Below are 26,233 nucleotides of genomic sequence, written 5' to 3'. Positions count from 1 at the left end.
CATTAAATCTTTTAATAAATATTTATGGACACAGAAAATCTAAAGATTCAGATAAAGACATTCTTCGGTCTGGAGCAGATCCTTGCGGAAGAAATTAAAAAGTTAGGCGGAAAAAACGTTGAAATTAAAAACCGAGCGGTCAATTGTGAAGGCGACCTCGGTTTTCTTTATAAAATTAATTACTCGGCAAGAACGGCATTAAAAATTTTAATTCCTGTTTTTGAATTTAAAGCATTTAATCAGCACCAGTTTTACAATAAGCTTTCTGCCATTGTGTGGGAGGAGTATATGAATGTAGACCAGTCTTTTGCGATTGATTCTACTGTGAACTCCGAAACATTCAAGCATTCTCAGTTTGTAACTTTGAAAATGAAGGATGCTATTGTAGATTATTTTCAGGAAAAATTCAAAAGACGTCCTGATGTGGAGACGAAAAGCCCGGATATCAAATTTCATCTTCATATAGACCGGGAATTGGTAACAATTTCCTTAGATTCTTCAGGAGACCCTTTATTTAAGAGAGGTTACAGAAAAGAACAAGGTGAGGCACCTATCAATGAAGTATTGGCAAGCGGAATGCTTCAGCTGGCAGGCTGGGATGGAAAAGGAAACTTTTTGGACCCGATGTGCGGTTCCGGAACCCTTCTTGTTGAAGCGGCAATGATTGCAATGGACCTACCTGCCCAGATCTTCAGAAGAAGATTTGCGTTCCAGAACTGGGATAATTATGATGCAGATCTTTTTGCGAAGATTAAAGAAGTAAGAGTAAACAGGGTAAGAGAATTTACCGGAAAGATTATTGGTTATGATATCGATAACAGAATGCTGAATGCTGCCAGAACGAATATTGAAGCAGCAGAAATGGAAGATGTGATTGAAGTAAAAAGACAGGATTTCTTTGAGTCTAAAAAAGAGCTTTTCCCATTACTGATGGTTTTCAATCCACCTTACGATGAGAGAATTTCTATTAATGATGAGGATTTCTACAAAAAAATAGGAGATACATTCAAAACAAGCTATCCGAATACTTTGGCCTGGCTGATCTCATCTGATCTGGAAGCCGTGAAGAAGATCGGTCTCCGTCCTTCAAGGAAGATCAAACTTTTCAACGGAAAGCTGGAAACGAGATTCCTTCAATATGAAATGTATGAGGGGACGAAAAAGCTCCATAAAATTGAAAAAGATAATTAGTAATACAAAACCTTCCGTAGTTAGGAAGGTTTTTTTATTTTTGATGAACTCAAATTGAATGTATGGCTTGGGATCTCTTAGAAGCTTTAGGAAATGTATTAAACGTGCTGGATCTGTTTGCCAGCAGTTCATCTTCTTCAGCCAAAATTAATTATAAAGGCAAATCGACAAAAAAGAAGAAAACAAAATATTTTACTGAAAAAGTAAGTTTAGGCCTTATAGCAGTTGCTGCAGTTTTCCTCTTTATTGTGTTTAAAGATCCACTTCCGGAAAAAAATTATATGCAAACCCTAATTGTAATTTCTTTGATCGGAATTGCCATTTCATCCGTATTATTTTTTCTTCTGCATGTTATGGAGCTGTATTATTTTAAAAGTCTTTTTAAACTTCTGCTTTTCAGTATTTCTGTAATCCTGTTTTTTATTTCGTTGTTATCATTCATTTATTTTAAATCAGGTTTATTTTTATAGTTTAAATTTATATAGAAACTTGCTGATTTGGCAGATTATGCAGATCTTTTTGCCTTCTTAAGCCCAATAGTATAAGCTTTCCATACCTACAGATTGGTAAATTAATTATATCAAAGCAGAAGGTACATGCCCATACTGCTTTTTGAAAGCATAAGAAAAATGAGAAAGATCCTCAAAACCGACTTCCAGAAATACGTCCGAAGGTCTTTTATGTTTTTCCTTTAAATGATAATAAGCCAGCTCAAGGCGTTTTCGGGTAAGCCATCTCTGAGGTGCAGTCTGAAAAGCTTTCCTGAAATCCCTGTTAAAAGTGGAAAGGCTTCTTCCCGTCAGGTATCCAAACCTTTCCAGAGACATATTGAACATATAGTTCTTTTCCATAAATCCAACCAGATCAATTTTCCCCGGTTCTTCAAAGTCGTTAAGGACAGTATCTATATTTCTATCAATTTCCCTTAAAATACTGATAGCTTCGGTGATTTTTAAGGAAGCGATGTTTTCAGGAAAAGGACCTTCCATCTCGAAATAAGGAATGAGGGAAGCCAGACAGCTTTTTAATAAAGGATGACTTTGGAAACTGTAAATTTTGGATTCCCGGCAGATGGTTTTATGCCCTGATTCAATGGAAGCATAAAACTGTTTCAGTCTTTCTATGGTGAGATGCATCACCACAGCTTTATGAGGAAGTCCATCTTTAGGGTAATTGATGATCGTGGCAAGATGATTTCTCGGGATCAGGAAAATATCGCCCGCTTTGAACAGATATGTTTTATCAGCCTGGATAATCTTGGTTTCTCCCGATATAAACCAGACCAGCATATGGAATTCAAAAACAGTTTCTGTTTTGAAGAGCTTATCATCATACGTGGAAAGCTTGATATCCGGGGTAATATATTGTATCTGGAAATCCATGATCTGTAGTTTATGAGTACAAATGTATTTAAAAATGGATTATTCCGTATCGAATTTGAAGCCCAGCATTTCTTCGCTTAATTTCCATAACCTTTCTGCACTCTCCCTGTCAATAGAATAAGGCTGCACACCACGGATTGTTGCCGGCTCATCATATCTATGTTCTATCTGTCCAAAATCAATTTCAGCGATATCACAATTTTCACAATAAACTCCTCCGATATTTTGTAGCATAGGGCTTGTTGCACACCAAACGGTTGTAGCAGCACCTTGTGGAAGTGTTTTTAATCTGGCTTCAACTTCAGGTTTTATTTTTCCGTTTTCATCGTGAGTTCCCATTTGAATATAAAGGTCGATGGGCTCTTCTCTTCCAAGATCCGTCCCATAAACAGAACCAGGATGCAATGAATAAGCTCTGATATTGAATTTTTTTCCTCTTTCATCCAATTCTGTGGCAAATAAATTACAGGCTGTTTTCGACTGTCCGTATCCTGAAAGTGTCTGGTACTCTCTTTTCTCAAAATTCGGGTCTTCAAAATCAAACGGAGCCATCTGGTGGCCGTAAGAAGACACACTCAGAACCCGGGCAGCATTTGCTTTCTTCAAAGTTGGCCAAAGTCTTGCTGTTAAATGAAATTGTCCAAGATAATTGGTCGCCAGTTGAGATTCAATACCTCTGCTGTCTCTTCGTAGAGGAACCCACATGATTCCTGCATTATTAATGAGTAAATCGAGCTTTCTTCCGGATGCTAAAAATTTTTGGCTAAAGTTATCGATAGATACGGGGTCTACCAGGTCCATCTTTTCCAGTTCGATATTTTTAATGCCTGTAAGGTTCTTTGCTGCCTTTTCAATATCTCTTGCAGGGATGATCACCGTTGCCCCGGCAGAAACCAGGACTTTAGTGGTTTCAAGACCTATTCCTGCATAGCCGCCGGTGATCACTGCTGTTTTTCCGGTAAGATCTATTTCCCTGATGATTTCCTGAGCTGTAGATTCTGCATTAAATCCAGACTGGACAGGATGCTGTAGTGGATTGATGTTGTGTGTCATTTTTTTAGGTTTAAATTTCTACAACAAAGGTACAGGCTGTTAATCCTTAAGATTTTGTTTAAAATGTCAAATTATTGTGTTGAGAGTTTCAAAGCGATACTTTTACATGTCTATTTAAAAGTTAATTTCTTTGAATAAGCTGTTAAACTGTTTGTGGGTTCCTCAGCGAATAAGTAATTTTGAAAAATTTTCAATTTGAGACCTACCATTTCCATTGTCGTTGCCATTTTTAACCGAAGGGACGAACTTTTTGAGCTGCTGAATTCTTTGACTTTTCAGACGGATAAAGAGTTTGAAGTAATTATTGTGGACGATGGTTCTCTTATTGATCTTAAGCCTACTATTCACAACTTTGAAGGAATACTGGATATTAAATACTTCAGAAAAGACAATTCCGGCCCCGGACTTACCCGGAATTATGGGGCAAAACGAGCTCAGAATGAATGGCTTCTTTTTGTAGACAGCGATGTGATCGTAGAAAAAGACTATATCGAAAATATTAAAAAAGATATAGAGACCATTCCGTGTGATGCTTTCGGTGGGGCGGATAAAGCCCATAAAGGATTTAACCTGATGCAGAAAGCCATTTCCTATTCTATGACCTCAGTTTTTACAACAGGAGGAATCAGGGGAAGTAAAAAGGCAGTCTCCAGATTTCAGCCAAGAAGCTTTAATATGGGAGTAAAGAAAGATGTTTTCGAGAAAGTAGGCGGTTTTTCCGAAATGAGGATCGGCGAAGATCCGGATCTCTCCATGACACTTTGGGAAAACGGTTTCACTACTGCTTTTTTTGATGATATTGCGGTATATCATAAGAGGAGAGTGGATTTGGGTAAATTTTCTAAACAGGTCTATCAGTTTGGTTGTGCAAGACCTATTCTCAATCAGAGGCATCCGAATTATGTAAAGATCTCATTTGCATTTCCAACACTTTTCATGCTGGGGTATATCTTAGGTTTTATAGAATATTTTATTCTTGGAAGAGGCATTATCCTTGCATTTTATGGATTGTATACGTTTCTTGTATTATTCCACGCAATGATAGTAACGAAAAATATAAGCATTGCCGGAATGGCGGTGATTTCTACGTATATTCAAATGTTTTCCTACGGATACGGCTTTTTGAAATCCTGGGTGCTCCTGAACATTTTCAGAATGAAGCCTGAAGATGCTTTCCCAAAACATTTTCATATAAAATAAAGAAAAAATAAAAGCTGTCAGAAGTCCGGCAGCTTTTACAATAAATTAGGATATAAATAGGGATTCATGGTTGAGAACGCCTGTTTTTAGCATGCATTCCCGCATTTTTTCATAAGTTCTGGCGATATCATGATCCAAGCCGATCGAAAATCTGATCAGCCCATCCGAGATGCCCATTGCTTCACGCTCTTCTTCAGGAATTTCCGAAGAAGTTGAGCTTCCCGAGCATGAAAATAAAGTTTTATAGAATCCTAAGCTTACCGCCAGGTAGCCTAGGTTTTCCTGCTGCATCATTTCCATCAGCTCATTCGCCTTGTCGGTGGTGCCCGCATCTATCGTCAGCAGTCCTCCGAATCCGTATTCCTCATGCATCATGTTTTTCATCAATTCATGATCCTTATGAGACTTCAGTCCCGGATAAGATACTTTCAGTCCGTCTTTTTCAAATCTTTCCGCAAGATACATGGCATTATAGCTGTGCTGCTTCATTCTGATGTGAAGCGTTCTCAGGTTTTTCAGGATGCTTGCAGAACGGAAGCTGTCCATGGTAGGACCCAGTAGCATACACGCTCCGTTATTTACATTTTTAGTATCATTAATGAATTCCTGTGTTCCGCAATACACGCCACCTACTGTATCACTGCTTCCATTAATGAACTTGGTTAAACTATGAATTACAATATCAGCACCCAATAATGTAGGTGAAACAGAAAGAGGGGAGAAGGTGTTGTCTACAATCAGTTTCAGATTGTGTTTTTTACAGATTTCTGAAAGCTTTCTAAGATCTGCCACCTCAAGAAGCGGATTGCTTACGCTTTCGCAGTAGATCACTTTCGTATTGGGAGTTATAGCATTCTCTATAGATTCAAAATTGCTGATGTCTACAAAAGTGGTGTCAATATGAAACGGAGGCAGGAAATTTTTAAGGAAAGCATAAGTTCCACCGTAAATTGTTCTGCTGGAAATAATATGATCACCGCTTTTACATACCTGCATTAAAACAGATGTAATCGCTCCCATTCCGGATGCCGTAACGTTTGCTGCCTCGGTATTTTCCATTTTGGCCAATGCCTGGGCAAGATACAGATTCATCGGGGATGAATGCCTGGAATATAAATAACATCCTTCAGCATTTCCTTCAAAGGTATCAAACATTGTTTTTGCAGAAAGAAATGTATAGGTAGAGCTGTCAGAAATGGATGGATTTACACCTCCGAATTCGCCAAAATATTGCAGATCCTGAATTTCATTCGCCGCATTAAAATTTTCCATAAGCTTTAGACTTTATTTTATCGGCTTAAATATGCTTTGTTTTCATAATTATTACAAGGCATATTTAAATATCTAGAATATAAATCTATAATTTATTATTTAATTAGAAAATATGTTTGCTATATTTGGATTTGTTAAACTTTTTCAAAAAAAACATCTATGAACTTTGATGAAACCGATAAAAAACTGCTCCTGTTCCTTCAGGAAGACTGCAAGCAGACCACCAAAGAGCTTTCTTATAAACTCAATTTGTCTGTAACGGCTGTTTACGAACGCATAAAAAAGCTTGAAAATCAGGGTGTGATCTCAAAATACGTAGCTTTACTGGACCGTCATAAAATAAACAGGGATTTCATTGTCTTATGCCACATAAAGTTAGCCCAACACAAAAAAGAATTTGTGCTGCAGTTTGAAAGAGAAGTCATGAATCTTCTGGAAGTCACAGAATGTTTCCATGTAAGCGGCGATTATGATTACATCCTTAAAATAGGGGTAAAGGACATGGAGGATTACCGTAATTTTATGCTCAGCAAACTTACTACACTTCAGCATATAGCAAGCACTCACAGCTCTTTTATGATCTCTGAAGTGAAAAATACAACGGCTATCGTTCTGTGATTTATACGAGGACTCCGTTCTTTGAAGCAATTGGTTCTGGAAGGTCGTCATGCTCTCCTATGATCTGAAGGACGTCGATCTCAATGGTCCGGCATATGGAAAGCATCGGAATGTCAAACATCATGCCTTCAAACGGGTTTTCGGAGTAGTCGCCAACCAGTTCCATGACAATGTAGATCCATCCTATAATGACACAGAAAGGAACGCTTACCAGTATTCCCCAGTTTCCTAATTTTGCAAATTCATTGACAAGCCCCAAGGGAAGAAGCATAATGAAGATTACATTAAAAATAAAAGCAGTACTCGCGAACTGTCTGGGTGAAGGGAATTTTTTAATTCTTTCTGCCTGTCCCTGGTAGTCATAAAAAAGGTTGAGAGCATCCTGAAGCTGCATTTGGTTGAAATCTGAAATGTCACCTAAATTTTTCAGATCATTGACTTCTTTGGCTTGTTTTGAGATCAGGTAGGTGGCGAAATTTTTATATTCCGGCTGCAGTTCAAGTTCTTGCTCCGAAAGATATTTATGTAGGAAAATCGGTGTTCTGCCATAATCGGGGAAGCCTGCCTTGATCAGTCGGTGTCTTCTCACATTAATATCTCCAAAGTGTCTTTTCTGGGACATATGTTCCCATTCTGTGGGAATCAGTAACTGTTCACGGAAAGTATACAGCCATGCAATATGACGGTAGGCAATTTTCTTTTTGATGGTTTCTGTTTCACTGTTGCCTTCCCCTGTTGTAGTAAATGCATACAGCATGGAAACGAAAGAGCGGCTGGAGTTGACAATTCCGCCCCATATTTTACGGGCTTCCCACAATCTGTCGTAGGCCTGGTTATTTTTAAAACCTACATAAAAAGCTTCTGCAGTACCGATCAGGGCTACAGGTACCCACGGAATGATCATCCATTTCCACTTAAAAAAATAAAAAAGGGCTGCTACCAAAGTACACCATGCCGTAAGCCAGATGAGATGGCCGCCGGCGAGGTTTAAAACTTGTCTGTAATTGAAATATTTGGTGGTGATCATAATGCTGTATGAAATTAGATGTGCTTATAAACAAAAGAAATACCAAAAACGGTATTTTATTATTGATTAAATGTAAATAAAAAACCTCTAAAAAAATTAGAGGTTTTTATATATTTAATATTGTCGTTTAATATTGCAGCATTTCTTCAATTTTTTTGCTGAGCTTTTCTGCATTCGGAAGCATTTCTTTTTCCAGAACGAGATTGATAGGAACAGCAGGTACATCAAGAGATCCCATTGTTTCCACAGGAGCATCCAGATACTTGAAGCAGTTTTTTGAGATACGGTGTGCAAATGCTTCGGCAAATGAATTGTTCAATTGTTCTTCGGTAAGAACTATACATTTTCCGTGTGCTCTTACTCTTTCGAAAACAAGCTCTTCATCCAGAGGAATGATGGTTCTCAGGTCGATAACTTCCACTTTTCCGTTGAAGTTCTTCACAGCTTCTTTTGCCCAGTAAACACCCATTCCATAGGTTACAACCAATAAAGTTCTGCCTTTTTCGGTTTCATTTTGATCGGCTTCAATGATCACCTTGCCTTTTCCGAAAGGAAGGATATAGTCTTCTGCTGGCTCAATGGTTTTAGCATCTTCAGTTCCAGGAACTTTGCTCCAGTATAAACCTTTGTGCTCCAGCATGATCACAGGGTTCGGATCGTAATAAGCAGCTTTTAAGAGACCTTTAAAATCGGCTGCGTTACTAGGGTAAGCTATTTTAATTCCTTTAATATTGGCTAAGATACTTTCAACACTTCCGCTGTGGTAAGGACCGCCGCCGCCGTATGCACCGATTGGTACACGGATGATATTGCTTACAGGGAATTTTCCCTGGCTTAAATAGCTTGATTTTGAAATCTCAGTAATCAATTGGTTGATTCCCGGATAAATATAATCGGCAAACTGAACTTCAACAATAGGCTTTAATCCTACAGCACTCATCCCAGCAGTAGACCCTATGATATATGCTTCCTGGATCGCTGTATTAAATACCCTTTTGCTTCCGAATTTTTTTCCTAAGGTCACCGTCTCTCTGAAAACGCCTCCGATTCTTTCTCCTACATCCTGGCCGTAAAGAAGGGCCTCGGGATGTTTCCACATCAGCTCCTGAACAGCATGAATAGCAGCATCTACCATTACGATTTTTTCTCCGCCTGCAGGTTCGCGTGTTCCTGTTTCCTCGGTGATTGGGGTAGGAGCAAAAACATGCTGCATAACTGTTTCCGGTTTTGGATCTTCTGCATTTTTAGCTCTTTCAAAAGCTTCCTCAGCTTCCAGACGGGCTTTTTTGGTGATCTGCTTTAAGAGATCTTCATCAGTTCCTGATTCAAGAAGCTGTTTTCTGAGAATCTCACCCGGATCTTTAGCTCTGTGTTTTGTTAAATCTTCTTCGTCTCTATAGAATTCTCTTCTTACTCCGGAAGTGTGATGACCGATAAGAACAGTTTTAGCGCAAACTACCAAAGGCTTTCTTTCGTTTCTTACAAAATCAACAGCCTTTTTCATAGCTTCAAAGCTTTCCACAAAGTCTGTTCCGTCTACACGCATTCTGCTAAGACCGGTGAATCCTGCTACAAAATCGTAGGCATCACATGTCCTTGCTTCTTCTTTGGTTACGGATATTCCCCATTCATTATCCTGTACAAGGAATATAATAGGAAGCTGGTGAAGGGCTGCAAACTGTAAAGCCTCACTTACTTCCCCTTCCGTTACCGAGTTGTCTCCAAGGCTGCAAACCACAACAGGATTATTCTCGAACTGCTGTAAATTGAAATCCTGGATATATTTTATACCCTGTGCAACCCCTGTGGTAGGAATGGTCTGCATTCCTGTTGCTGAACTCTGATGGATGATTTTCGGTTTGTTCTCATCTCGGCTTGATGGGTGAGAATAATAGGATCTTCCTCCTGAAAAAGGATCTTCTGCTTTTGCCAAAAGCTGCAGCATTAGCTGATAAGGTTCAAAACCTATTCCTAACAGAATACTTTCATCACGGTAATAAGGAGATACCCAGTCTTCTTTTTTCAGCTGATAAGCGGTTGCCAGCTGAATGGCTTCATGGCCTCTTGATGTACTATGAACGTATTTACAGATATTTCTGTTTTCTTCATAAATATCTGCCATGGCTTTGGCCAGCATCATATGATTGTACGCCTTTAGCAAAATATCCTGAGAAACTTTTTCGTGAAGTGTATTTTCCATAGGAAGCAAATATACATAAAAAAACAAAATACTAACAACTGTTAGTATTTTGTAAAAAATATTTGTTTGTATAGGTTATTCTTTGATCACTTTTTTAGAAATAAGATCTTTGTCTGTTTTTACTTCAATGATGTAAATCCCTTTTGTGTAAGCTGATAAATCTAATGATATTTCATCAGAATTAATGGTGCCATTCTGCAATTTTTTACCGGCAAGGTCATAAATAATGAAAGTTGATTTTTTAGGAGCTTTCAATATTTTTACGACATCCTTAGTAATAGTTGGAGAGATGATAATGCCACTTGCTTTGCTGGTTTCACCGGTTGCCAGAACCTGCTCAGAATACCCGGAAGCAATAATAGAGTAGTTTTGAGGAGCGGCTGCACCTGTATTATTGACTAAGCTTCCTTTGTTGGTGATTTCAATTCTGTAGTTTCTTCCCATAACAGGGGTGTCTATTACGACCTGCTCTACGTTGTCTACTGTGTTGTCACCTTTTGTTGCAGGATCCATTGGGCTTAATGCATTTAGTTTCCATGGCTGATAAATTGTACCGGTTACTGTATCAACAATTCTGATATCTAAATCGTTTACCAATCTGGAAGTTCTGTTATTGTACGCTTCTGCCCATGTTAGGCTCGCAGGAATAACATATTCAGGATCAATCCACGAAATGGTTACTTTAAGAGGTTCAGTTCCTGAGGCTGTGACTGTTTTTTTATTCACTGTCCCGCTATTGAGTGTCTCATCATTGAAAATAATAGTATTGTTGGATTTTCCAACCAATAATTCTGCTCCTTTTTTAGCATCAATGAACCCCCAGCCAAAATGTGGATCAGGACCTATATTACCTGCTTCTTTCGCTGAGTGTACCATTAGGGTTTTCGCCGATGCTGCATTTAGTAAGCTTTCTCCAAATAGTTGCTTGTTAATCTGTGTCCAAAGTCCAACAATACCTGTTACAACAGGAGCTGAATAAGATGTACCGCTTCCTATTGCAAATTTATTGCCTCCTGTGGCATTATTATCAGTCGATGCACTGGCAACGCTTGTTCCTACAGCGGTAATATCCGGTTTGATCGCTCCGTCGTCTCTTGGTCCTGCACTGCTATAGCTGGAGTGAATTACATCTGCAGGAGCAGTGTATCTTCCGTCATTGGCTGTGATTCTGTCTGCTGCGGCTACAACAATAATGTTCTTTGCCAGTGAGCCGGACCCTATACAATCAGCTCCACTGCTACAGTTTGTTATAGGAAGCGTATCTGTTGCAGCAAACTGAACTGGGACATTATTATCATCGGTATAATATTTAGGAAAGGCAGATGTTCCCGGATAATCAGGTCCGTAACCAAAATAATTACCAGAAGATTTTACAATAATATAAGAAGGGTTATTATATACAATCTGATCATAGTTTTGATCTTGAATGAAATAAGTTCCCTGCAGATCCATAGAAGTAGAAGGGCTTCCAAAAACACCTGGCCAAACCCATGCATTTACACCATTTACAGTTTTTATATCCCAACCTTGATTGATTCCATAAGAATGATTGGAAATGTTGGGTTGTGCCTTGATGATTTTCTGGAATACAGTACTTTGGGTAGTTTCTCCGTTCAAAACTGAAGTTCCAAAAGCATAAGCATCTATTGTGGAGTTGGGGGCAATACCTTTAAAGTTGATTTGTCTTGTTATCCCATTCAATGTCGTTGTATATGGGTAATCTTTTGCCCCTATAAAGCTGGAAACAGCTGTTGCGTGGTCGCCATAATTGACACTGCTGCTTTCTTTGTTTGTTATTCTATTAGGAAGATTATTGAAAAAAAAGTGGCCGGCAAACACCCTTGCTACACTTGAGGAGCTGCTGCCGTCAAAAATGGTGAACTTAATGCTGTCACCATTAAAAGATCCGGTTAAACCTGTGATGGTACCTCCCTGTAAAAAATCAGAATTGGAATTTTTAATCTGATCCATATCATGAGCCTGGAGAAAATACGGTTTGTTATCAGGTAGAAAACCTGCAAGAGTAGCTCTCTGTAATTCAATCTGCTTTAGAACCTCAGGACTTCTGTCAGAGCCAAATCGTTTGGATATATAAGCATCAAACTTGTCATTGTTGTCTATTCTTTGGCGTTCCAATTCTCTTTTTAGAATTTCATTGTTGTTTTGAGCATTCATGACAATAGCTGCCAGGATACTAATCGAAATAAAGATTTTTTTCATAATGTTATATATTTAATGGTTTGTTTTGTTAAATATATATATTAAATGGATTTGTTTTGATGAATGTATTGTGAAAATCTAATTTTATTGAAATTTTAAACGTTTTTTGTTGATTTATTTAATAATTTAGTGTTGTTTTTTATGTTTGTTGTTTTTTATTTTATATAATTGTTCTAAAAACCGGCACTTTTTGTCAAAAACTATCTTAAAAAGTTCCTATAAACTCTATTCGATGGTGTATGTTGTATTTAAATAAAGTTTAATTAAGTTTTGTAAAGAGAAGAAACTGCAAAATCCTGGCAGCACAAAAGAATTTAAGGTTTTATATTTTAAAGGAAGAAGGAGTATTATGTGATAAGGTAAAAGTGATATTAGAAAAAAATGAAGTAACTTTACATTCTCTTTTTTAAAAAAGTTAGAAACTTATATGTATTTAATTTTTGACACAGAAACAACCGGACTACCTAAAAATTTCAATGCACCGCTTTCAGATTCCGATAACTGGCCAAGAATGGTTCAGATTGCATGGCAGGTACATGATGATGAGGGTAACTTAATTGAAAATCAGGATTATATAATAAAACCTGAAGGGTATGATATTCCCTTCAATGCCGCAAGGATTCACGGAATTACCACTAAGATCGCCAATGAAGAAGGACGTGATCTGCAGGAGATTCTAGAAGAATTTTCTAAAGTTCTGGACAGGGTAAGAATAGTTTCTGGGCACAATGTAGAATTCGATTATAATATAGTAGGTGCAGAATTTTACAGAAAAAACTTAAAGGATAACCTTCAGGATAAACCTAAAGCCGATACGATGGTTTTGGGAACAGACTATTGTAAACTTGGCGGTGGAAGAGGAGGAAGATATAAATCTCCTAAACTGGAAGAGTTGTACGAAAAGTTGTATGGTCATAAATTTGACGAAGCACACAACGCTGCTGCCGATGTAAATGCAACTGCCCGGGTATTCTTTGAAATGATGAGGATAGGAGTAATTCCTGCCGAAGTACTAAAGATATCAGAAGATCAGCTGAGCTACTTTAAAACACTTTATCCGGACCCGATAAAGCCGTTTAATATTGTTATCAGAAGACAGGTCGCAGATTTTAATAATAAGAAAAAGCAGTCTGATTTTGGAAGTATAGATGAAATTGATCTCGGAAAATATTTCAACTTTAACAGTCACAGTGTTTTCTCTACGTTGATGGCTACTTCAAGTATCAATGACCTGATTAAAAAAGCTTCTGATGAAAACTTTCCCGCTGTGGGCATGGTGGATATCGGAAATATGATGGGAGCCTTTAAATTTGTTTCAGCGGTAGAATCTGCCAATTCGGACCGGTCAAAAAAGCATAAGGAGTTTCTCGCCAAGAAACAGGAGGCTGAAGAAAATGGAACGGAATTTACTGAGGAGGAACCTGTTTCAACGCCTCTTATTCCTGTCGTAGGCTGTGAATTTTATATTTCAGACCGGTATGAGCAGAAGCAGTTTACAAAAGATGATCCCGACAGGAGAACCCAGGTAGTTCTTTTGGCAAAGGATTTTAACGGCTATAAAAATCTGGCAAAACTTTCGAGTATAGGATTTTTAAAAGGGTTTTATTTTGGAGTTCCGAGGATCAGCAGAGAGCTGATTGCGGAGTATAAAGAAGGGCTAATTGCCCTGACCTCAGGGATTTTAGGAGATATCCCTGATGCAATTCTTAATACAGGAGAGCAGAAAGGGGAAGAGCTTTTTAAATGGTGGAAAGATACTTTCGGAGATGATTTCTATGTACAGCTTCAGAATCATAAACTACCTGAAGAAGAGCACTTAAATGAAGTTTTACTGTATCTGGCAGATAAATATAATACTAAGATTCTGGCTCAGAACGAGACTTTTTACACTCATAAAGATGATGCGAATATCCAGGATATCGTAAGCTGTATCAAGGACGGTGAAAAATTAACCACACCTGTAGGAAAAGGCTTCGGAAAACGTAGAGGACTTACCACAGGAGAATATTATATTAAAAGCAGTGACGAGATCAAGGAGGCATTTCTGGCTTACCCGGATGCTTTTGAGGCCTATGACGAATTTCTGGCAAAATTTAGCCCGTATACCTTAAAAAGAGACGTTCTCCTTCCTAAATTTGATATTCCGGAAGAGTTCATCCACGCGGAAGATGCAGTAGATGGCGGAAAAAGAGGAGAGATGGCTTATCTTACTCACCTAACCTATGAAGGGGCGAGGAAAAGATATACAGAAATTACAGAAGAAATAAAAGAACGTCTTGACTTTGAACTTGACGTAATTGCCAATACCGGATATCCCGGATACTTCCTTATCGTACAGGATTTCTGTAACGAAGCCCGGAACATGGGCGTTTGGGTTGGTCCCGGAAGAGGTTCTGCAGCAGGTTCTGCGGTAGCTTATTGCATTGGGATTACTAACGTTGACCCTATCAAGTACGATCTCCTTTTTGAGAGATTCCTGAATCCGGAAAGGGTTTCGATGCCTGATATTGATATTGACTTTGATGATGAGGGGCGTGACAGGGTTATTAAGTGGGTAATTGAAAAATACGGACAAAGCCAGGTAGCGCAGATCATTACGTATTCGGTTTTAGGTGGGAAATCTGCCATTAAAGACGCCGGAAGGGTATTGGATCTCCCGATTCCAGATACCAATAATATCGCCAAACTGATTCCCGCCAGCCCCGGAATGAATATTGCCAAAGCTTTAGCTAAATATGATAAGCTGAAGCCCGAAGAGCAGATGCTGGTGGATGAAATGAGAATGGTTCTGGACAACCCCGATGATCCTCGTTTCGATGTATTGGCGAGTGCCAAGAAAATGGAAGGATGTATCAGGAACACAGGAATTCATGCCTGTGGAGTGATTATTACGCCTGAGGATGTAAGTAACCTTGTGCCGATAACAATTGCAGCAAAAGATGCTGATATTCTGGTTTCCCAGTTTGACAACTCGGTAGCGGAAAGCGCAGGGCTTCTGAAAATGGACTTCCTGGGGCTCCGCACCCTGACGATTATTAAAGATGCCATGAAGCTGGTTAAGCAAAGGCATAATATAGAGCTTGATCCGGACGAAATTCCGCTCGATGATACCAAAACTTATCAGTTATTTAAAGAAGGAAGAACAATCGGAATTTTCCAGTATGAAAGTCCGGGGATGCAGAAATACATGAGAGAGCTTAAGCCTACAGTTTTTGCCGATCTTATTGCCATGAACGCGCTTTATCGTCCCGGACCTATTAAATATATCCCGAACTTTATCAACAGAAAGCACGGAATTGAGGAAATTGTTTACGACTTACCGGAAACCGAAGAATATTTAAAAGAAACCTATGGAATTACCGTTTACCAGGAGCAGGTAATGCTTTTATCCCAAAAGCTGGCGAACTTTACCAAAGGTGAAGCCGATACGCTGAGAAAGGCGATGGGTAAAAAGCAGATCGATGTTCTGAATAAAATGTACCCTAAATTCATTGAAGGAGGAAAGAAAAATAACCTTGATGAAGACCGGTTAAATAAAATCTGGAATGACTGGAAAGCTTTTGCAGAATATGCCTTCAACAAATCCCACTCTACCTGCTATGCGTTGATTGCTTACCATACCGCTTATCTGAAAGCCAATTATCCGGCTGAATATATGGCGAGTGTGATGAGTAATAACATTAACAATACAGATTCTATCACCATGTTTATGGAGGATTGTAAAAGTATCGGGGTAGATGTTTTAGGACCTGATGTAAATGAATCCCAGTATAAATTTTCAGTAAACGAAAAAGGACAGATCCGTTTTGGTTTGGGAGCCATTAAGGGAATTGGGGAAGGACCGAGTGAAGCTATTACAAGAGAAAGAGCCAACGGAAGATTCAAAAACATTTATGATTTCTTTGAAAGAATTCCTCCTTCCCAGATGAATAAAAGAGTGGCGGAAAGTTTAGTGCTGGCTGGAGCATTTGATGAGCTGGGTTCTTACCACAGAGGTCAGTATTTTGATATTGATATGGCTGGAAAAACAAACCTGGAAAGACTGATCAGATACGGCCAGAGCTTCCAGGAAAGTAAAAATGAAATGGAGCATTCTCTTTTTGCAGATTTTGCAGACGAAGTGCAGATCGAGCAACCAAAATTATTGCCATGCCCGGAATGGCCTAATATGCACAAATTAAATAAAGAGAAGGAAATCATCGGTTTCTATCTGTCCGCTCATCCGCTGGATGAATTTAAATACCAGTTCCAGTTTATGCAGGGCAGACTTTCTAAAAAGACTGTGCTTGAAAAAGACGAAGAAAAAGTGGTGACAGATGAGGTCCCGATTTTAGAGAAGGACGCGCAGGATGAAACAATAGACCTTATTGAAATTGTTTCTGATGATCTGTCCATAGGAGAAGAGGAAGTTATAGAAGAGATAGTGAAGAAAGCCGAGCCGAAAGGGAATTTCCTGTTTTTAAACCTTGATGAGGTGGATGCATACAAAGAGCAGGCTTTTTCCAATAAGCAGGAAGAGCTTTTTGAAGAAAAAAAGAAAGACTGGAAAACGCTTCAGAAAGAAAGAGAGAATGGTGGTGGCGGAAAAGAATATACGGTAGCCGGGCTTATCACTGAATATAGAGTACAGGATGGATTCAGAAGTGGGGAAAAGGTAGCTTTTGTTACTTTGGAGGATTATTCGGGATCTTATTCTTTCAGGCTTGGGGATAGGGACTATATGCGTCTTAAAGAGAAGCTGGAAGTTCAGAGGTTCGTTATTTTCAAAATAAAATTTGCACAGGTGAAAGATGGACGGGTTTTTGTGAACGTTAATGATGTTATTGAACTTCAGGAAGCTTTTGAAAGATTTGCAAAAAGCATTTCCCTGGTTATGGATGTCATGGATGTTCGTCCCGAAGATCTTGACTTTTTCAGAAAGGTTCTTGACCGAAATAAAGGAAATCAGAAACTTAAATTCTTTATAAAAAATATTGAAGATGATTCACAGATAGAAGTTCAGTCCATGAAACACTCAGTAGATCTGAACGGAGATCTGATTAAGGAAATTCAGCTTCTTAATAAATATGAGTTCTATTTGAACTAAGAAAAATGAAATATGTAATAGAAAGCGGCATTTTTTGCCGCTTTTTTTATGAATTATTAAGTCGTTAAATAGTGAAAAACAAAAAATAATTTTATGTTAAAATAAGAATTATTCCACTTTTTGTGATTTTAAATTATTTCATAACTTATTGTAATTGAGTAGTTTGTGATTTTATCTATATTTGATGATTTAATGCTAAAATTAAACATATATTTAATTTTAGTTAATTAAATTGTTTATTTGTGGATTTGTATTTAATGTTTTGTAATAATTTTTGATTTAATGTGAAATATTTTTTACTTTTACCCTCTAATTTTATTTTTACTATATATGAAAAAACTTTTACTAACGTGCCTATTATCATTAGGTGCATTAACTTCGGCTCAAATCACATTGGGCTCCGGAACGACCAGTGGTGGGGTATCCACCTCTGTGGCCACTGTTCCCTGGAGTACTTATTATGGTTATAGCTATGCACAGCAAATTTTAACAAAAGCTAATATTAATGCTGATACGGCAGGAAATATTACAGGGTTGAAATTTTACCTGGGAGCTACATCAGTTATTACAAATTCTAATGATGTTGTAGTTTATTTAGGACTTACCAATAAGGATAGCTTTACATCAACAACGGATTGGATTCCGGTTACTTCACTTACGCAGGTGTTTAGCGGAACGGTGACGAATAATGCAGGAGTTGTGGAAATTACTTTTCCAACGCCTTTTTCTTATGACAATGTTAATAATCTGGTAATTGCTATAGATGAAAATAAACAGGATGATGACGGTGGAGAGCGTTTTTACACTTACTCAAACGGTTCTAATAAAACCTTGTATTACAGAAATGATACTACTAACCCCAATCCGGCATCAATTACACAGACAGGAACAAGATCTGCAACACAATCTGTAGTTACTTTACTTGGTCTTACTCCTAGTGCTATTCCAACATGTCCTCCTGTATCTGCGCCAGCTGCAGCTGCAACAGGAGTTTCTGTTACTCCGGCTATTACATGGGGAGCAATAAGCAATGCTACAGGATACAGATTATCTATCGGAACTACTGCTGGAGGAACGGATGTGCTGAATAATGCAGATCTGGGAAATGTTCTTACCTACACTCCTACAACACCGCTGAGTTATAATAAACAATATTTTTATACTGTAAATGCATATAATGGAGCAATTCCATCTGCAGGGTGTGTTGAAAGATCTTTTACAACTTTAAATATTCCTTGTCCTACAGTTTCAGCACCTGCTTCAGCTGCTACAGGCGTACTTCTTACTCCAACTATTACCTGGGGCACTGTGTCCGGAGCTACAGGATATAAACTGAGAGTAGGGACCACAGCCGGTGGAGCTGATATTGTCAATAATGCAGATTTAGGAAACGCAACTTCTTATACGTTCAGTTCTCCTTTATTAAATAATACTAAATACTATTATAGTGTTAATTCATATGATGGAACTACAGCATCAGCTTCATGTTCTGAAAGAAACTTTACAACGGTTTGTGCCGCTTTACCGGTGCCTTTCTTAGAGTCATTCAACTCAGGGACTTTACCGAGCTGCTGGTCTAATTCAAGTACAAATAATACAGGTTATACTTTATGGCAATTTACCGGTACTCAGGATTATGGTACTACAGGCAATGGTGCTTCGGGAACAGTTGCTTTCGTAGATGCATCTTCTCCTTACGCTGGAATTCATGATGTAACTTTAACCACTCCTCAAATTAACCTGGCAGGACTTACAGCACCTTATGTTCAGTTTAAATGGTTTAAAAATCATGCAGCATCTGCCGGAGGAACACAGCCTGCTTATGATAATAATCAGCTTACTGTACAGGTTAAAAATATAACAGGTACAACATGGGAAACTATCTTTACTTCATCTACCAACAGTACTTTATGGAGAACCGAAGGTATTGCATTACCTGCTGCCTATAACGGAGCTACTGTACAGGTAAGATTTGTTGTTGATAAAGATGTTGCTGGAAACGGGTATTTTTATGATAACCTATTGCTGGATGATGTGGAAGTAAAAGAAACTCCTACATGTTTATCCCCAGTAACTCCTGTGGTTACAGCGACTACAACTACAACAGCTACTATAGGCTGGACTGCACCTGCTACTGTACCAGGAAACGGATATGATATTTACTACACTACTACCAATACAGCGCCTACAGCTGCATCTACGCCAAATATGACAGCTATTGCCGGAACAAGTTATGTAATTAATGATGCTGTTGCAGGCAGTACATATTATGTTTGGATAAGATCCCGTTGTTCCGCAAATGATCAAAGTGCTTGGGTAGGACCTGTTTCCTTTGCTCTAGCACCTGCAAATGATGACTGTGCAACAGCTGTTGCCTTAACAGTAAACCCTGATACTACTTGTACTGCAACAACTGCAGGAAATACTTTAGGGGCTACCAATTCAAATGTACCTGTTGGTAATTGTACCGGAACACCGGATGATGATGTTTGGTATTCTTTTGTAGCAGGAAATACTGCTCATACAGTTTCTCTTTCTAATGTGGTTTCAACAGGAACTAATTCATCTACAAGTTTATATACTCAAATATTTAGTGGTTCTTGTGGATCTTTAACAAGTGTTAAGTGTGGAACAACAAATACTACAACAGTATCTGGATTAACAGTTGGGCAAACTTATTACGTAAGAGTATATAACAGCAATGGTGCTGGTTATAATAATAGCTTTAATATCTGTTTAAATACTCCACCACCGCCACCTGCAAATGATAATTGTTCATCTGCAGTAGATTTAATAGTAGGAACTGCATTTGCTCAGAATGCTGTAACAGGTACTACTGTTAGTTCTACAAATACGCCTGCATTAACGGCTAGTTGTCTTACAACGCCAACAAATGTAGGAGGGAATGTATGGTATAAAGTAGTGGTTCCGGCTTCAGGTAAGATCACTCTTGAAACAGATACGAATACAGGTACAGCATTAACTGATACAGTAATTTCTGTATTTGCAGACTGTACAAGTACCACTTCTATTGCTTGTGATGATGATGCAGGTAATGGGAATTTCTCTAAATTGTCATTGACAGGCCAAACACCGGGCGCTACATTATATGTCAGTGTTTGGAGATATTCTACAGCAACAGATGGACAATTCCAGATCTCAGCATATGATGCAAGTGCATTGTCAACATCTGAAGTTTCAGGAGCTAAAAATGAAATCAAGGCATATCCAAACCCTTTTGCAGATGTCCTGAATATTTCAGATATCTCTAAAGTGAAGTCAGTATCAGTGGTTGATCTTGCCGGAAGAGTTGTAAAAACAATCGACAATCCTTCTTCAGCTCTTCAGTTAGGAGACCTGAAACAGGGAATGTACCTTGTAACTCTAAACATGAAAGACGGATCAAAACAAACCGTCAAAGCAATTAAGAAATAAATCTTATTGATATACTTAAATAGAATAGCAGCCGAAAGGCTGCTATTTTTTTTGAAAACTGTTTTGCAGTAAACTATCAATCAATAATAAATAATTATTGATTAATATGTTTATAATATAGCTTTAATTACCTGTTTTAATTAAAGCTATATTGTGTTTTTTTTATTAAATTTGTTTAAACCATAAAAAAATAATACATGAAAAAGATTTTACTTGTGAATTTAATAACAATTAGCGCATTTGCCTTTGCTCAGACCTATTGCACGCCGGTGTTTCCGAGCGGATGTAGTGGAGGAGATATGATCGACAGTTTTACAATTCCGTCAGTGGGATTCAGTCACCTTGATACAGGGTGTTCCCAAGGCTCATATGGAGATTATACAGCCCAAACAATTAACCTGAATGCAGGTGTTAGTTATGCATTTTCTGTTACTCATGAATATTCCAGTCAGTACGTACGTATCTGGATAGATTTTGACAATAACGGAACTTTCGATGATGTAGCACCGGAGCTGGTAGCAACAGCAGGCAGTACCGGGCCGGATGATAATTCAGTTACCAATGGTAATATAACCATTCCTACAACAGTTACACCGGGAACTTACAGGATGAGAGTAGGAAACCGTTTTAATAATGAGCCAGAACCATGTAATACATTAGGATATGGAGAAGTACATGATTATACTGTAGTGATTGGAGCTGTGCCAAGCTGCCTGGCACCCGCTAATTTGTCTGCAGGTACTATAACTTCCAACTCAGCTGCTGTTTCATGGGCAGCTTCTACAAGTACAGTGGGAGTAGGTTATGAATATTATTATTCCTCAACGAATACAGCTCCAACAGCTACTACTGTAGCATCAGGAAGTGTAGGAGCTTCGGCCTTATCTACACCTTTGTCAGCGTTAACTCCTGCCACAACTTATTATGTATGGGTAAGGTCTGTATGCAGCACTTCCGATAAAAGTGCCTGGTCTTTAAGTACATCATTTACAACTGACTGCGCTGTAATAGTTCCTACTACTGCCTATAACAATGATTTTTCAACATTCCCGGGAAGTTGCTGGGAGCAGGCTTCCGGTGGAGATGCAACTACAGGATCTACCGACACAGATGAATTATGGTATGATGGGGACTTCCTGAATGCGGGAGATGGTAATAACTCCGCCAAAATAAATCTTTATTACAATGAAACTATAGCGTGGCTAAAGACTGTACCTTTCAACCTTTCTGCAGGAGGATACAGAGTTAAATTCGATTATGGAGTAACAGAGTTTTTAGATACCACTGCTTCGGCTATGGGATCGGATGATGTAGTTCAGTTTTTAATTTCAAATGATGGAGGAACTACATGGACGGTTCTGCAGACATGGAATGCAGCTAATGCACCATCCAATACTTCTACAACCTATTCTTACGATCTTACATCCTATACAGGAGCCAATACCGTATTTGCATTTTATGCTTCCGATGGGACTGTAATTGATTCTGAAGATTATGAATTCTTTGTTGATAATTTTAAAGTAGAATCTACAACACTGGCAACATCTGAAGTTTCCAAAGCAAAAGAAGAGATTAAAGCATACCCCAATCCTTTCACGGATGTGTTGAATATTTCGAAAGCAGATCTTGTAAAATCAGTTTCCGTTTCTGATGTTTCCGGACGATTGGTGAAAATCATTGAAAGCCCTTCTTCTGCTCTTCATTTAGGAGATCTGAAACAAGGATTGTATTTCATTACTTTAAATATGAAAGACGGTTCCAGACAGATGATCAAAGCAATCAAAAAATAATAAAATAAACATATAAACTAAAAAGACGGCGATTAGCCGTCTTTTTTATATTAGTGTCACTTATTGGGTACTGGTTGTATATCTCCTGTGTTCATTTGCTCAAAGACAGCAGGGAAAAACATCACGAGTATAAAATAAATGATGACCATTAATACAACTAAAGAGAAAAGGATAATCACCAGGCTGTTAGGCTTATTTTTCTTTTTTGGTTCCATGATTTTTGTGGTATTTGGTTAATAGATTAATATCGATACCAAATACTAAGCTAATTTCTTGCCACACTGTTTACAGTATCGTGCGTCATCATCAATATCTTCATTGCCACACTGGTCACAGATCTTCTCCAGGTTTTGTCTTTTGTTCCGCATTTCTGCTGTTACAATTCCTGTAGGAACTGCGATAATGGAATAACCTGCAAGCATTAAAATAACCGCAAAAAATTTACCCATCGGAGTAATAGGAGAAACATCTCCGTAACCAACCGTAGTTACCGTAACCACTGCCCAGTAAATAGACTGTGGGATCGTTTCAAAACCAGGTCGTCCGCCTTCCACCATAAACATCATCGAGCCAACGATCACTGAAAAAATAATCAGGAACAAAAGGAAGATATAGATCTTTCTGGAGCTGTTCTTTAAGGCACGCACGATGAGGTAACCATCGTTCATAAAATCCAGAAGATTGAAGATCCTGAAAATTCTCAGCATCCTCAGCATCCTGAATATAAGGAAATATTTGGTAACAGGAAAGAAGAAGCTGAGGTAAAAAGGAACCAGCGCAAGAAAATCTATGATTCCGAAAAAACTGAAAATATAATGCTTTTTATTCTTCACAACACTGATACGCATCCAGTATTCAATCGTGAAAAAAATAGAAATAATCCATTCCAGGATCAGAAATGTATAGTGAAATCTTTTGTCAAGCTGAGGAACACTCTCCATCATAATAATAGCAGTGCTTATCAGGATAAGAGATAATAATGTAATATCGAATAATTTACCTAACCTGGTATCTGCACGGTAGATTACCCTGTAAAGAAATCTTTTCCAAAGCTTGTCTTCGGGAACAAGATTATGTTCTCTTTCCATTTTTAATGTTTTTCAAAATTAACAAATTATCGTTATTTTCGTAGCAAACATACAGAATAAAATGACAATAAGTGAAGTAATTTCAAAAATAGAAAACCGTATTCCCCTGCAACAGGCAGAAGATTTTGATAATGTAGGATTGCTGTGTGGAGTTCCGGACCGTAATGTCAGTGGAATACTGGTATGCCACGATGCTTTGGAAAATGTTGTAGATGAGGCTATTCAGAAGAATTGTAATCTGATTGTATGTTTTCATCCCATTATTTTTTCCGAGTTAAAATCTCTGACCGGGAAAAATTATGTAGAAAGAGCAGTATTAAAGGCTATTGAAAATAAAGTCGCCATTTATGCTATACACACCGCGTTAGATAATGACTACTTTGGGGTCAACCATGAAATTTGCAGTCAGTTAGGATTAAAAGACCTCAGGATCCTTCAGCCTAAGAAAAATAATTTAAAACAGCTGAGCGTATTCGTTCCAAAGGATTATTCTGGAAAGGTGAAAGAAGCGCTATTCGCAGCAGGAGCAGGAAATATTGGTTTTTATGACGAATGCAGCTTTACTTTGAATGGAAGCGGAACATTCAGACCTGTTGAAGGTTCAAATCCGTTTTCCGGACAGCAGAATATCCGTGAAAATGCTGATGAAGATATGATCTCTGTTATTTTTGAAGATTACAAAAAAGGAAAAGTTATTTCAGCAATGAAGGCTGCGCATCCTTACGAAGAAGTGGCCCATCAGATATATCAGCTGGACAATGAAAATCAATATTCAGGCTTGGGAATGTATGGTGAGCTTGCCGAAGAAATGGATGAACAGGATTTCTTAAGGATGGTAAAAGAAAAATTCGGGCTGGAAATCATTAAGCATTCCAATTTTATCCATAAAAAAATCAGAAGAGTAGGCGTGCTCGGAGGATCCGGAGCCAGCGGAATCAAGGCTGCTTTATCCCAAAAATGTGATGCTTATCTGACAGGAGATATCAAATACCATGACTATTTCCAGGCAGAATCCAAAATGTTGATCTGTGACATAGGCCATTATGAATCAGAACAATTTGTAACTCAACAATTATTTGAAATTTTGTCACAAAAATTTAGTACATTTGCAATTTCAAAATCTATTGAAAAAACAAACCCAGTAAATTATTTCATTTAAATATGGCAAAAACCAACGATATTTCAGTTGAAGAAAAATTAAGAGCTTTATACGATTTGCAGATCATTGATTCAAGATTGGATGAAATCCGAAATACCAGAGGAGAATTGCCAATTGAAGTTGAAGATCTTGAAATTGAGATCGAAGGACTTGAAAAAAGAGCTGAAAAATTTCATGCAGAGATCAAAGATCAGGATGATCAGATCAAAACAAAGCATGAAGTAATTAACCATGCGAAAACTTTAATTGAAAAGTACAAATCTCAGCAGGATAATGTAAGAAACAATAAAGAGTTTGAAGCATTAGGAAAAGAAATAGAATTCCAGGATCTTGAAATTCAGCTTGCTGAAAAAAGGATTAAAGAATTCGGAGTTAAAATTGCTCACAAAAATGAAACTTTAAACGAACTTAACGAGAAAATCAGTGACCTGAAAAACCATTTAAAATTCAAGAAAGAAGAATTGGATGGTCTTGTATCTGAAACTCAGAAAGAAGAAGAATACTTAATAGAGCAGTCTAAAGAGTATGCAGGTAAGATTGATGAAAGATTACTTTCTTCATATAACAGAATCAGAAAGAGCTCTATCAACGGATTAGCTGTTGTAGGATTGGAAAGAGGAGCGCCTAAAGGATCATTCTTCACTATTCCTCCTCAGAAGCAGATGGAAATTGCTCAGAGAAAGAAAATCATTATCGATGAGCACTCAGGAAAAATTCTTGTAGATGACGAATTGGTAATGGAAGAAAACGAAAGAATGAAATCTGTAATTAAATTCTAATTTCAGATTTAATTAAAATATAAAGACCGGAAGAATTTCTTCCGGTCTTTTTTATGAATGGTTATTATCAATACTATTCTTGCTTATTCTCTCCGTAATGAAAGTTTATCTTTTTACACAGATCGATGATGGCAGACTTTCCTGAAGGGGTAAATCCGGTATAAGAATACTCATTATTTTTACCCTTATTAAATACTTTATGCGTTCTTGCGGGAATATCAATCTCTGTAATAAAAGAATTACAGCTTAAACAGATGCTGATCTGATTTATTTTTCTGTTACCTTTAAAAAATATCAGTCCAAGATGAGGTTGGAAGCAGGCAGCAGAGCTTTCCCCATAGCTTGAATTTTTTGATAGAGCAGATAAAATGTCATCAGCCTGTTTTTGGGTAAGAAACTGTTGTTCCAATATAACAGGAACAAATTTTCCCTTTTTATCAATGACGTTAGGATACATTTCCTCATCGCCTACAAAATTGTAAGCAATAATTTTATCATAATCAAGCTGGCTAAAAGGAACTCCGTTTCTGATGTTGGATTTTATGATATCTGCAGTTTTAATGTAATCCAATAGTGCTTTTTCTTTTAAAGCATTAGGAATAGTATTATATGAAGGTGTTGAGATTTCTGTTTTTCTCTCTGAGGAATCTATCTTTTTTTGGCAGGAAAACATAAAAAATACCAACCCAACAAGAGTGGATTGGTAAATTAATGTATAGTTGAATAATTTCAT

General features: G+C 37.8%; 17 protein-coding genes. 9 read left to right on the top strand and 8 right to left on the bottom strand.

Translation table 11 applies throughout. The features are described from left to right. The first annotated feature begins 24 nt into the window (after nt 1-24). Nucleotides 25-1,191: a THUMP domain-containing class I SAM-dependent RNA methyltransferase gene (locus ACMGDK_RS05850; RefSeq protein ID WP_436807069.1), complete on the top strand. Its 1,167-nt coding sequence runs from the start codon at nt 25-27 to the stop codon at nt 1,189-1,191. A gap of 62 nt (nt 1,192-1,253) precedes the next feature. Next, nucleotides 1,254-1,661 carry a branched-chain amino acid ABC transporter substrate-binding protein gene (locus ACMGDK_RS05845; protein WP_436807068.1) on the top strand — a complete coding sequence of 136 codons (408 nt, stop codon included), beginning with the start codon at nt 1,254-1,256 and terminating at the stop codon, nt 1,659-1,661. Between the two features lie 105 nt (nt 1,662-1,766). Here ACMGDK_RS05845 and ACMGDK_RS05840 read toward each other — a convergent pair whose 3' ends face one another. Then, nucleotides 1,767-2,573 carry a helix-turn-helix domain-containing protein gene (locus tag ACMGDK_RS05840; protein WP_436807067.1) on the bottom strand — a complete coding sequence of 269 codons (807 nt, stop codon included), beginning with the start codon at nt 2,571-2,573 and terminating at the stop codon, nt 1,767-1,769. A gap of 39 nt (nt 2,574-2,612) precedes the next feature. Then, entirely contained in the window at nt 2,613-3,626 is a 1,014-nt protein-coding gene (locus tag ACMGDK_RS05835; RefSeq protein WP_436807066.1) for an SDR family NAD(P)-dependent oxidoreductase, read from the bottom strand. A gap of 195 nt (nt 3,627-3,821) precedes the next feature. Here ACMGDK_RS05835 and ACMGDK_RS05830 point away from each other — a divergent pair, with 195 nt between their 5' ends. Next, nucleotides 3,822-4,826 carry a glycosyltransferase family 2 protein gene (locus tag ACMGDK_RS05830; RefSeq protein WP_436807065.1) on the top strand — a complete coding sequence of 335 codons (1,005 nt, stop codon included), beginning with the start codon at nt 3,822-3,824 and terminating at the stop codon, nt 4,824-4,826. A gap of 45 nt (nt 4,827-4,871) precedes the next feature. On the opposite strand, the gene ACMGDK_RS05825 is transcribed toward ACMGDK_RS05830, so the two are convergent. Then, complete coding sequence (locus tag ACMGDK_RS05825; protein WP_436807064.1) at nt 4,872-6,098, bottom strand: aminotransferase class I/II-fold pyridoxal phosphate-dependent enzyme; 1,227 nt, start codon at nt 6,096-6,098, stop codon at nt 4,872-4,874. A gap of 159 nt (nt 6,099-6,257) precedes the next feature. On the opposite strand from ACMGDK_RS05825, the gene ACMGDK_RS05820 reads away from it, so the two are divergent. After that, nucleotides 6,258-6,716 carry an Lrp/AsnC family transcriptional regulator gene (locus tag ACMGDK_RS05820; protein ID WP_436807063.1) on the top strand — a complete coding sequence of 153 codons (459 nt, stop codon included), beginning with the start codon at nt 6,258-6,260 and terminating at the stop codon, nt 6,714-6,716. Nucleotide 6,717: 1 nt separating this feature from the next. Here ACMGDK_RS05820 and ACMGDK_RS05815 read toward each other — a convergent pair whose 3' ends face one another. The 3 genes from ACMGDK_RS05815 to ACMGDK_RS05805 form a co-directional block, all read right to left on the bottom strand. Beyond that, nucleotides 6,718-7,743, bottom strand: a complete 1,026-nt coding sequence (locus ACMGDK_RS05815) for a bestrophin family protein (protein ID WP_436807062.1) — start codon at nt 7,741-7,743, stop codon at nt 6,718-6,720. 127 nt (nt 7,744-7,870) lie between these two features. After that, entirely contained in the window at nt 7,871-9,943 is a 2,073-nt protein-coding gene (locus ACMGDK_RS05810) for an alpha-ketoacid dehydrogenase subunit alpha/beta (RefSeq protein WP_436807061.1), read from the bottom strand. A 75-nt stretch (nt 9,944-10,018) separates the two neighbouring features. Continuing rightward, nucleotides 10,019-12,163: a S8 family peptidase gene (locus tag ACMGDK_RS05805; protein ID WP_436807060.1), complete on the bottom strand. Its 2,145-nt coding sequence runs from the start codon at nt 12,161-12,163 to the stop codon at nt 10,019-10,021. Between the two features lie 427 nt (nt 12,164-12,590). Here ACMGDK_RS05805 and dnaE point away from each other — a divergent pair, with 427 nt between their 5' ends. The 3 genes from dnaE to ACMGDK_RS05790 all read left to right on the top strand — a co-directional run bounded on the left by dnaE (nt 12,591) and on the right by ACMGDK_RS05790 (nt 22,474). Continuing rightward, entirely contained in the window at nt 12,591-17,249 is a 4,659-nt protein-coding gene (gene dnaE / locus ACMGDK_RS05800; protein WP_436807059.1) for a DNA polymerase III subunit alpha, read from the top strand. Nucleotides 17,250-17,579: 330 nt separating this feature from the next. Continuing rightward, entirely contained in the window at nt 17,580-20,684 is a 3,105-nt protein-coding gene (locus ACMGDK_RS05795) for a T9SS type A sorting domain-containing protein (RefSeq protein ID WP_436807058.1), read from the top strand. Nucleotides 20,685-20,881: 197 nt separating this feature from the next. Further along, nucleotides 20,882-22,474: a GEVED domain-containing protein gene (locus tag ACMGDK_RS05790; protein ID WP_436807057.1), complete on the top strand. Its 1,593-nt coding sequence runs from the start codon at nt 20,882-20,884 to the stop codon at nt 22,472-22,474. Between the two features lie 260 nt (nt 22,475-22,734). On the opposite strand, the gene ACMGDK_RS05785 is transcribed toward ACMGDK_RS05790, so the two are convergent. Next, nucleotides 22,735-23,562: an ion transporter gene (locus tag ACMGDK_RS05785; protein ID WP_436807056.1), complete on the bottom strand. Its 828-nt coding sequence runs from the start codon at nt 23,560-23,562 to the stop codon at nt 22,735-22,737. 61 nt (nt 23,563-23,623) lie between these two features. Between ACMGDK_RS05785 and ACMGDK_RS05780 the strand changes: the two genes are divergently transcribed. Both ACMGDK_RS05780 and ACMGDK_RS05775 read left to right on the top strand, forming a co-directional pair. Beyond that, nucleotides 23,624-24,721 carry a Nif3-like dinuclear metal center hexameric protein gene (locus ACMGDK_RS05780; RefSeq protein ID WP_436807055.1) on the top strand — a complete coding sequence of 366 codons (1,098 nt, stop codon included), beginning with the start codon at nt 23,624-23,626 and terminating at the stop codon, nt 24,719-24,721. Between the two features lie 2 nt (nt 24,722-24,723). Beyond that, nucleotides 24,724-25,500, top strand: coding sequence for a zinc ribbon domain-containing protein (locus ACMGDK_RS05775; protein WP_436807054.1), 777 nt, complete (start codon nt 24,724-24,726; stop codon nt 25,498-25,500). A gap of 73 nt (nt 25,501-25,573) precedes the next feature. Here ACMGDK_RS05775 and ACMGDK_RS05770 read toward each other — a convergent pair whose 3' ends face one another. After that, nucleotides 25,574-26,233, bottom strand: a complete 660-nt coding sequence (locus ACMGDK_RS05770; protein ID WP_436807053.1) for a hypothetical protein — start codon at nt 26,231-26,233, stop codon at nt 25,574-25,576.

Source organism: Chryseobacterium hilariae (assembly GCF_051400735.1).
GTDB lineage: Bacteria > Bacteroidota > Bacteroidia > Flavobacteriales > Weeksellaceae > Chryseobacterium.
This window is presented reverse-complemented; position numbering and strand designations above follow the sequence as displayed.

What these genes read in the sequence shown, in the direction of transcription:
- ACMGDK_RS05850 (WP_436807069.1), top strand. Translation starts at nt 25, where the DNA reads ATGGACACAGAAAATCTAAAGATTCAGATAAAGACATTCTTCGGTCTG.
- ACMGDK_RS05845 (WP_436807068.1), top strand. Translation starts at nt 1,254, where the DNA reads ATGGCTTGGGATCTCTTAGAAGCTTTAGGAAATGTATTAAACGTGCTG.
- ACMGDK_RS05840 (WP_436807067.1), bottom strand. Translation starts at nt 2,573, where the DNA reads ATGGATTTCCAGATACAATATATTACCCCGGATATCAAGCTTTCCACG.
- ACMGDK_RS05835 (WP_436807066.1), bottom strand. Translation starts at nt 3,626, where the DNA reads ATGACACACAACATCAATCCACTACAGCATCCTGTCCAGTCTGGATTT.
- ACMGDK_RS05825 (WP_436807064.1), bottom strand. Translation starts at nt 6,098, where the DNA reads ATGGAAAATTTTAATGCGGCGAATGAAATTCAGGATCTGCAATATTTT.
- ACMGDK_RS05820 (WP_436807063.1), top strand. Translation starts at nt 6,258, where the DNA reads ATGAACTTTGATGAAACCGATAAAAAACTGCTCCTGTTCCTTCAGGAA.
- ACMGDK_RS05815 (WP_436807062.1), bottom strand. Translation starts at nt 7,743, where the DNA reads ATGATCACCACCAAATATTTCAATTACAGACAAGTTTTAAACCTCGCC.
- ACMGDK_RS05810 (WP_436807061.1), bottom strand. Translation starts at nt 9,943, where the DNA reads ATGGAAAATACACTTCACGAAAAAGTTTCTCAGGATATTTTGCTAAAG.
- ACMGDK_RS05805 (WP_436807060.1), bottom strand. Translation starts at nt 12,163, where the DNA reads ATGAAAAAAATCTTTATTTCGATTAGTATCCTGGCAGCTATTGTCATG.
- dnaE (WP_436807059.1), top strand. Translation starts at nt 12,591, where the DNA reads ATGTATTTAATTTTTGACACAGAAACAACCGGACTACCTAAAAATTTC.
- ACMGDK_RS05795 (WP_436807058.1), top strand. Translation starts at nt 17,580, where the DNA reads ATGAAAAAACTTTTACTAACGTGCCTATTATCATTAGGTGCATTAACT.
- ACMGDK_RS05790 (WP_436807057.1), top strand. Translation starts at nt 20,882, where the DNA reads ATGAAAAAGATTTTACTTGTGAATTTAATAACAATTAGCGCATTTGCC.
- ACMGDK_RS05785 (WP_436807056.1), bottom strand. Translation starts at nt 23,562, where the DNA reads ATGGAAAGAGAACATAATCTTGTTCCCGAAGACAAGCTTTGGAAAAGA.
- ACMGDK_RS05780 (WP_436807055.1), top strand. Translation starts at nt 23,624, where the DNA reads ATGACAATAAGTGAAGTAATTTCAAAAATAGAAAACCGTATTCCCCTG.
- ACMGDK_RS05775 (WP_436807054.1), top strand. Translation starts at nt 24,724, where the DNA reads ATGGCAAAAACCAACGATATTTCAGTTGAAGAAAAATTAAGAGCTTTA.
- ACMGDK_RS05770 (WP_436807053.1), bottom strand. Translation starts at nt 26,233, where the DNA reads ATGAAATTATTCAACTATACATTAATTTACCAATCCACTCTTGTTGGG.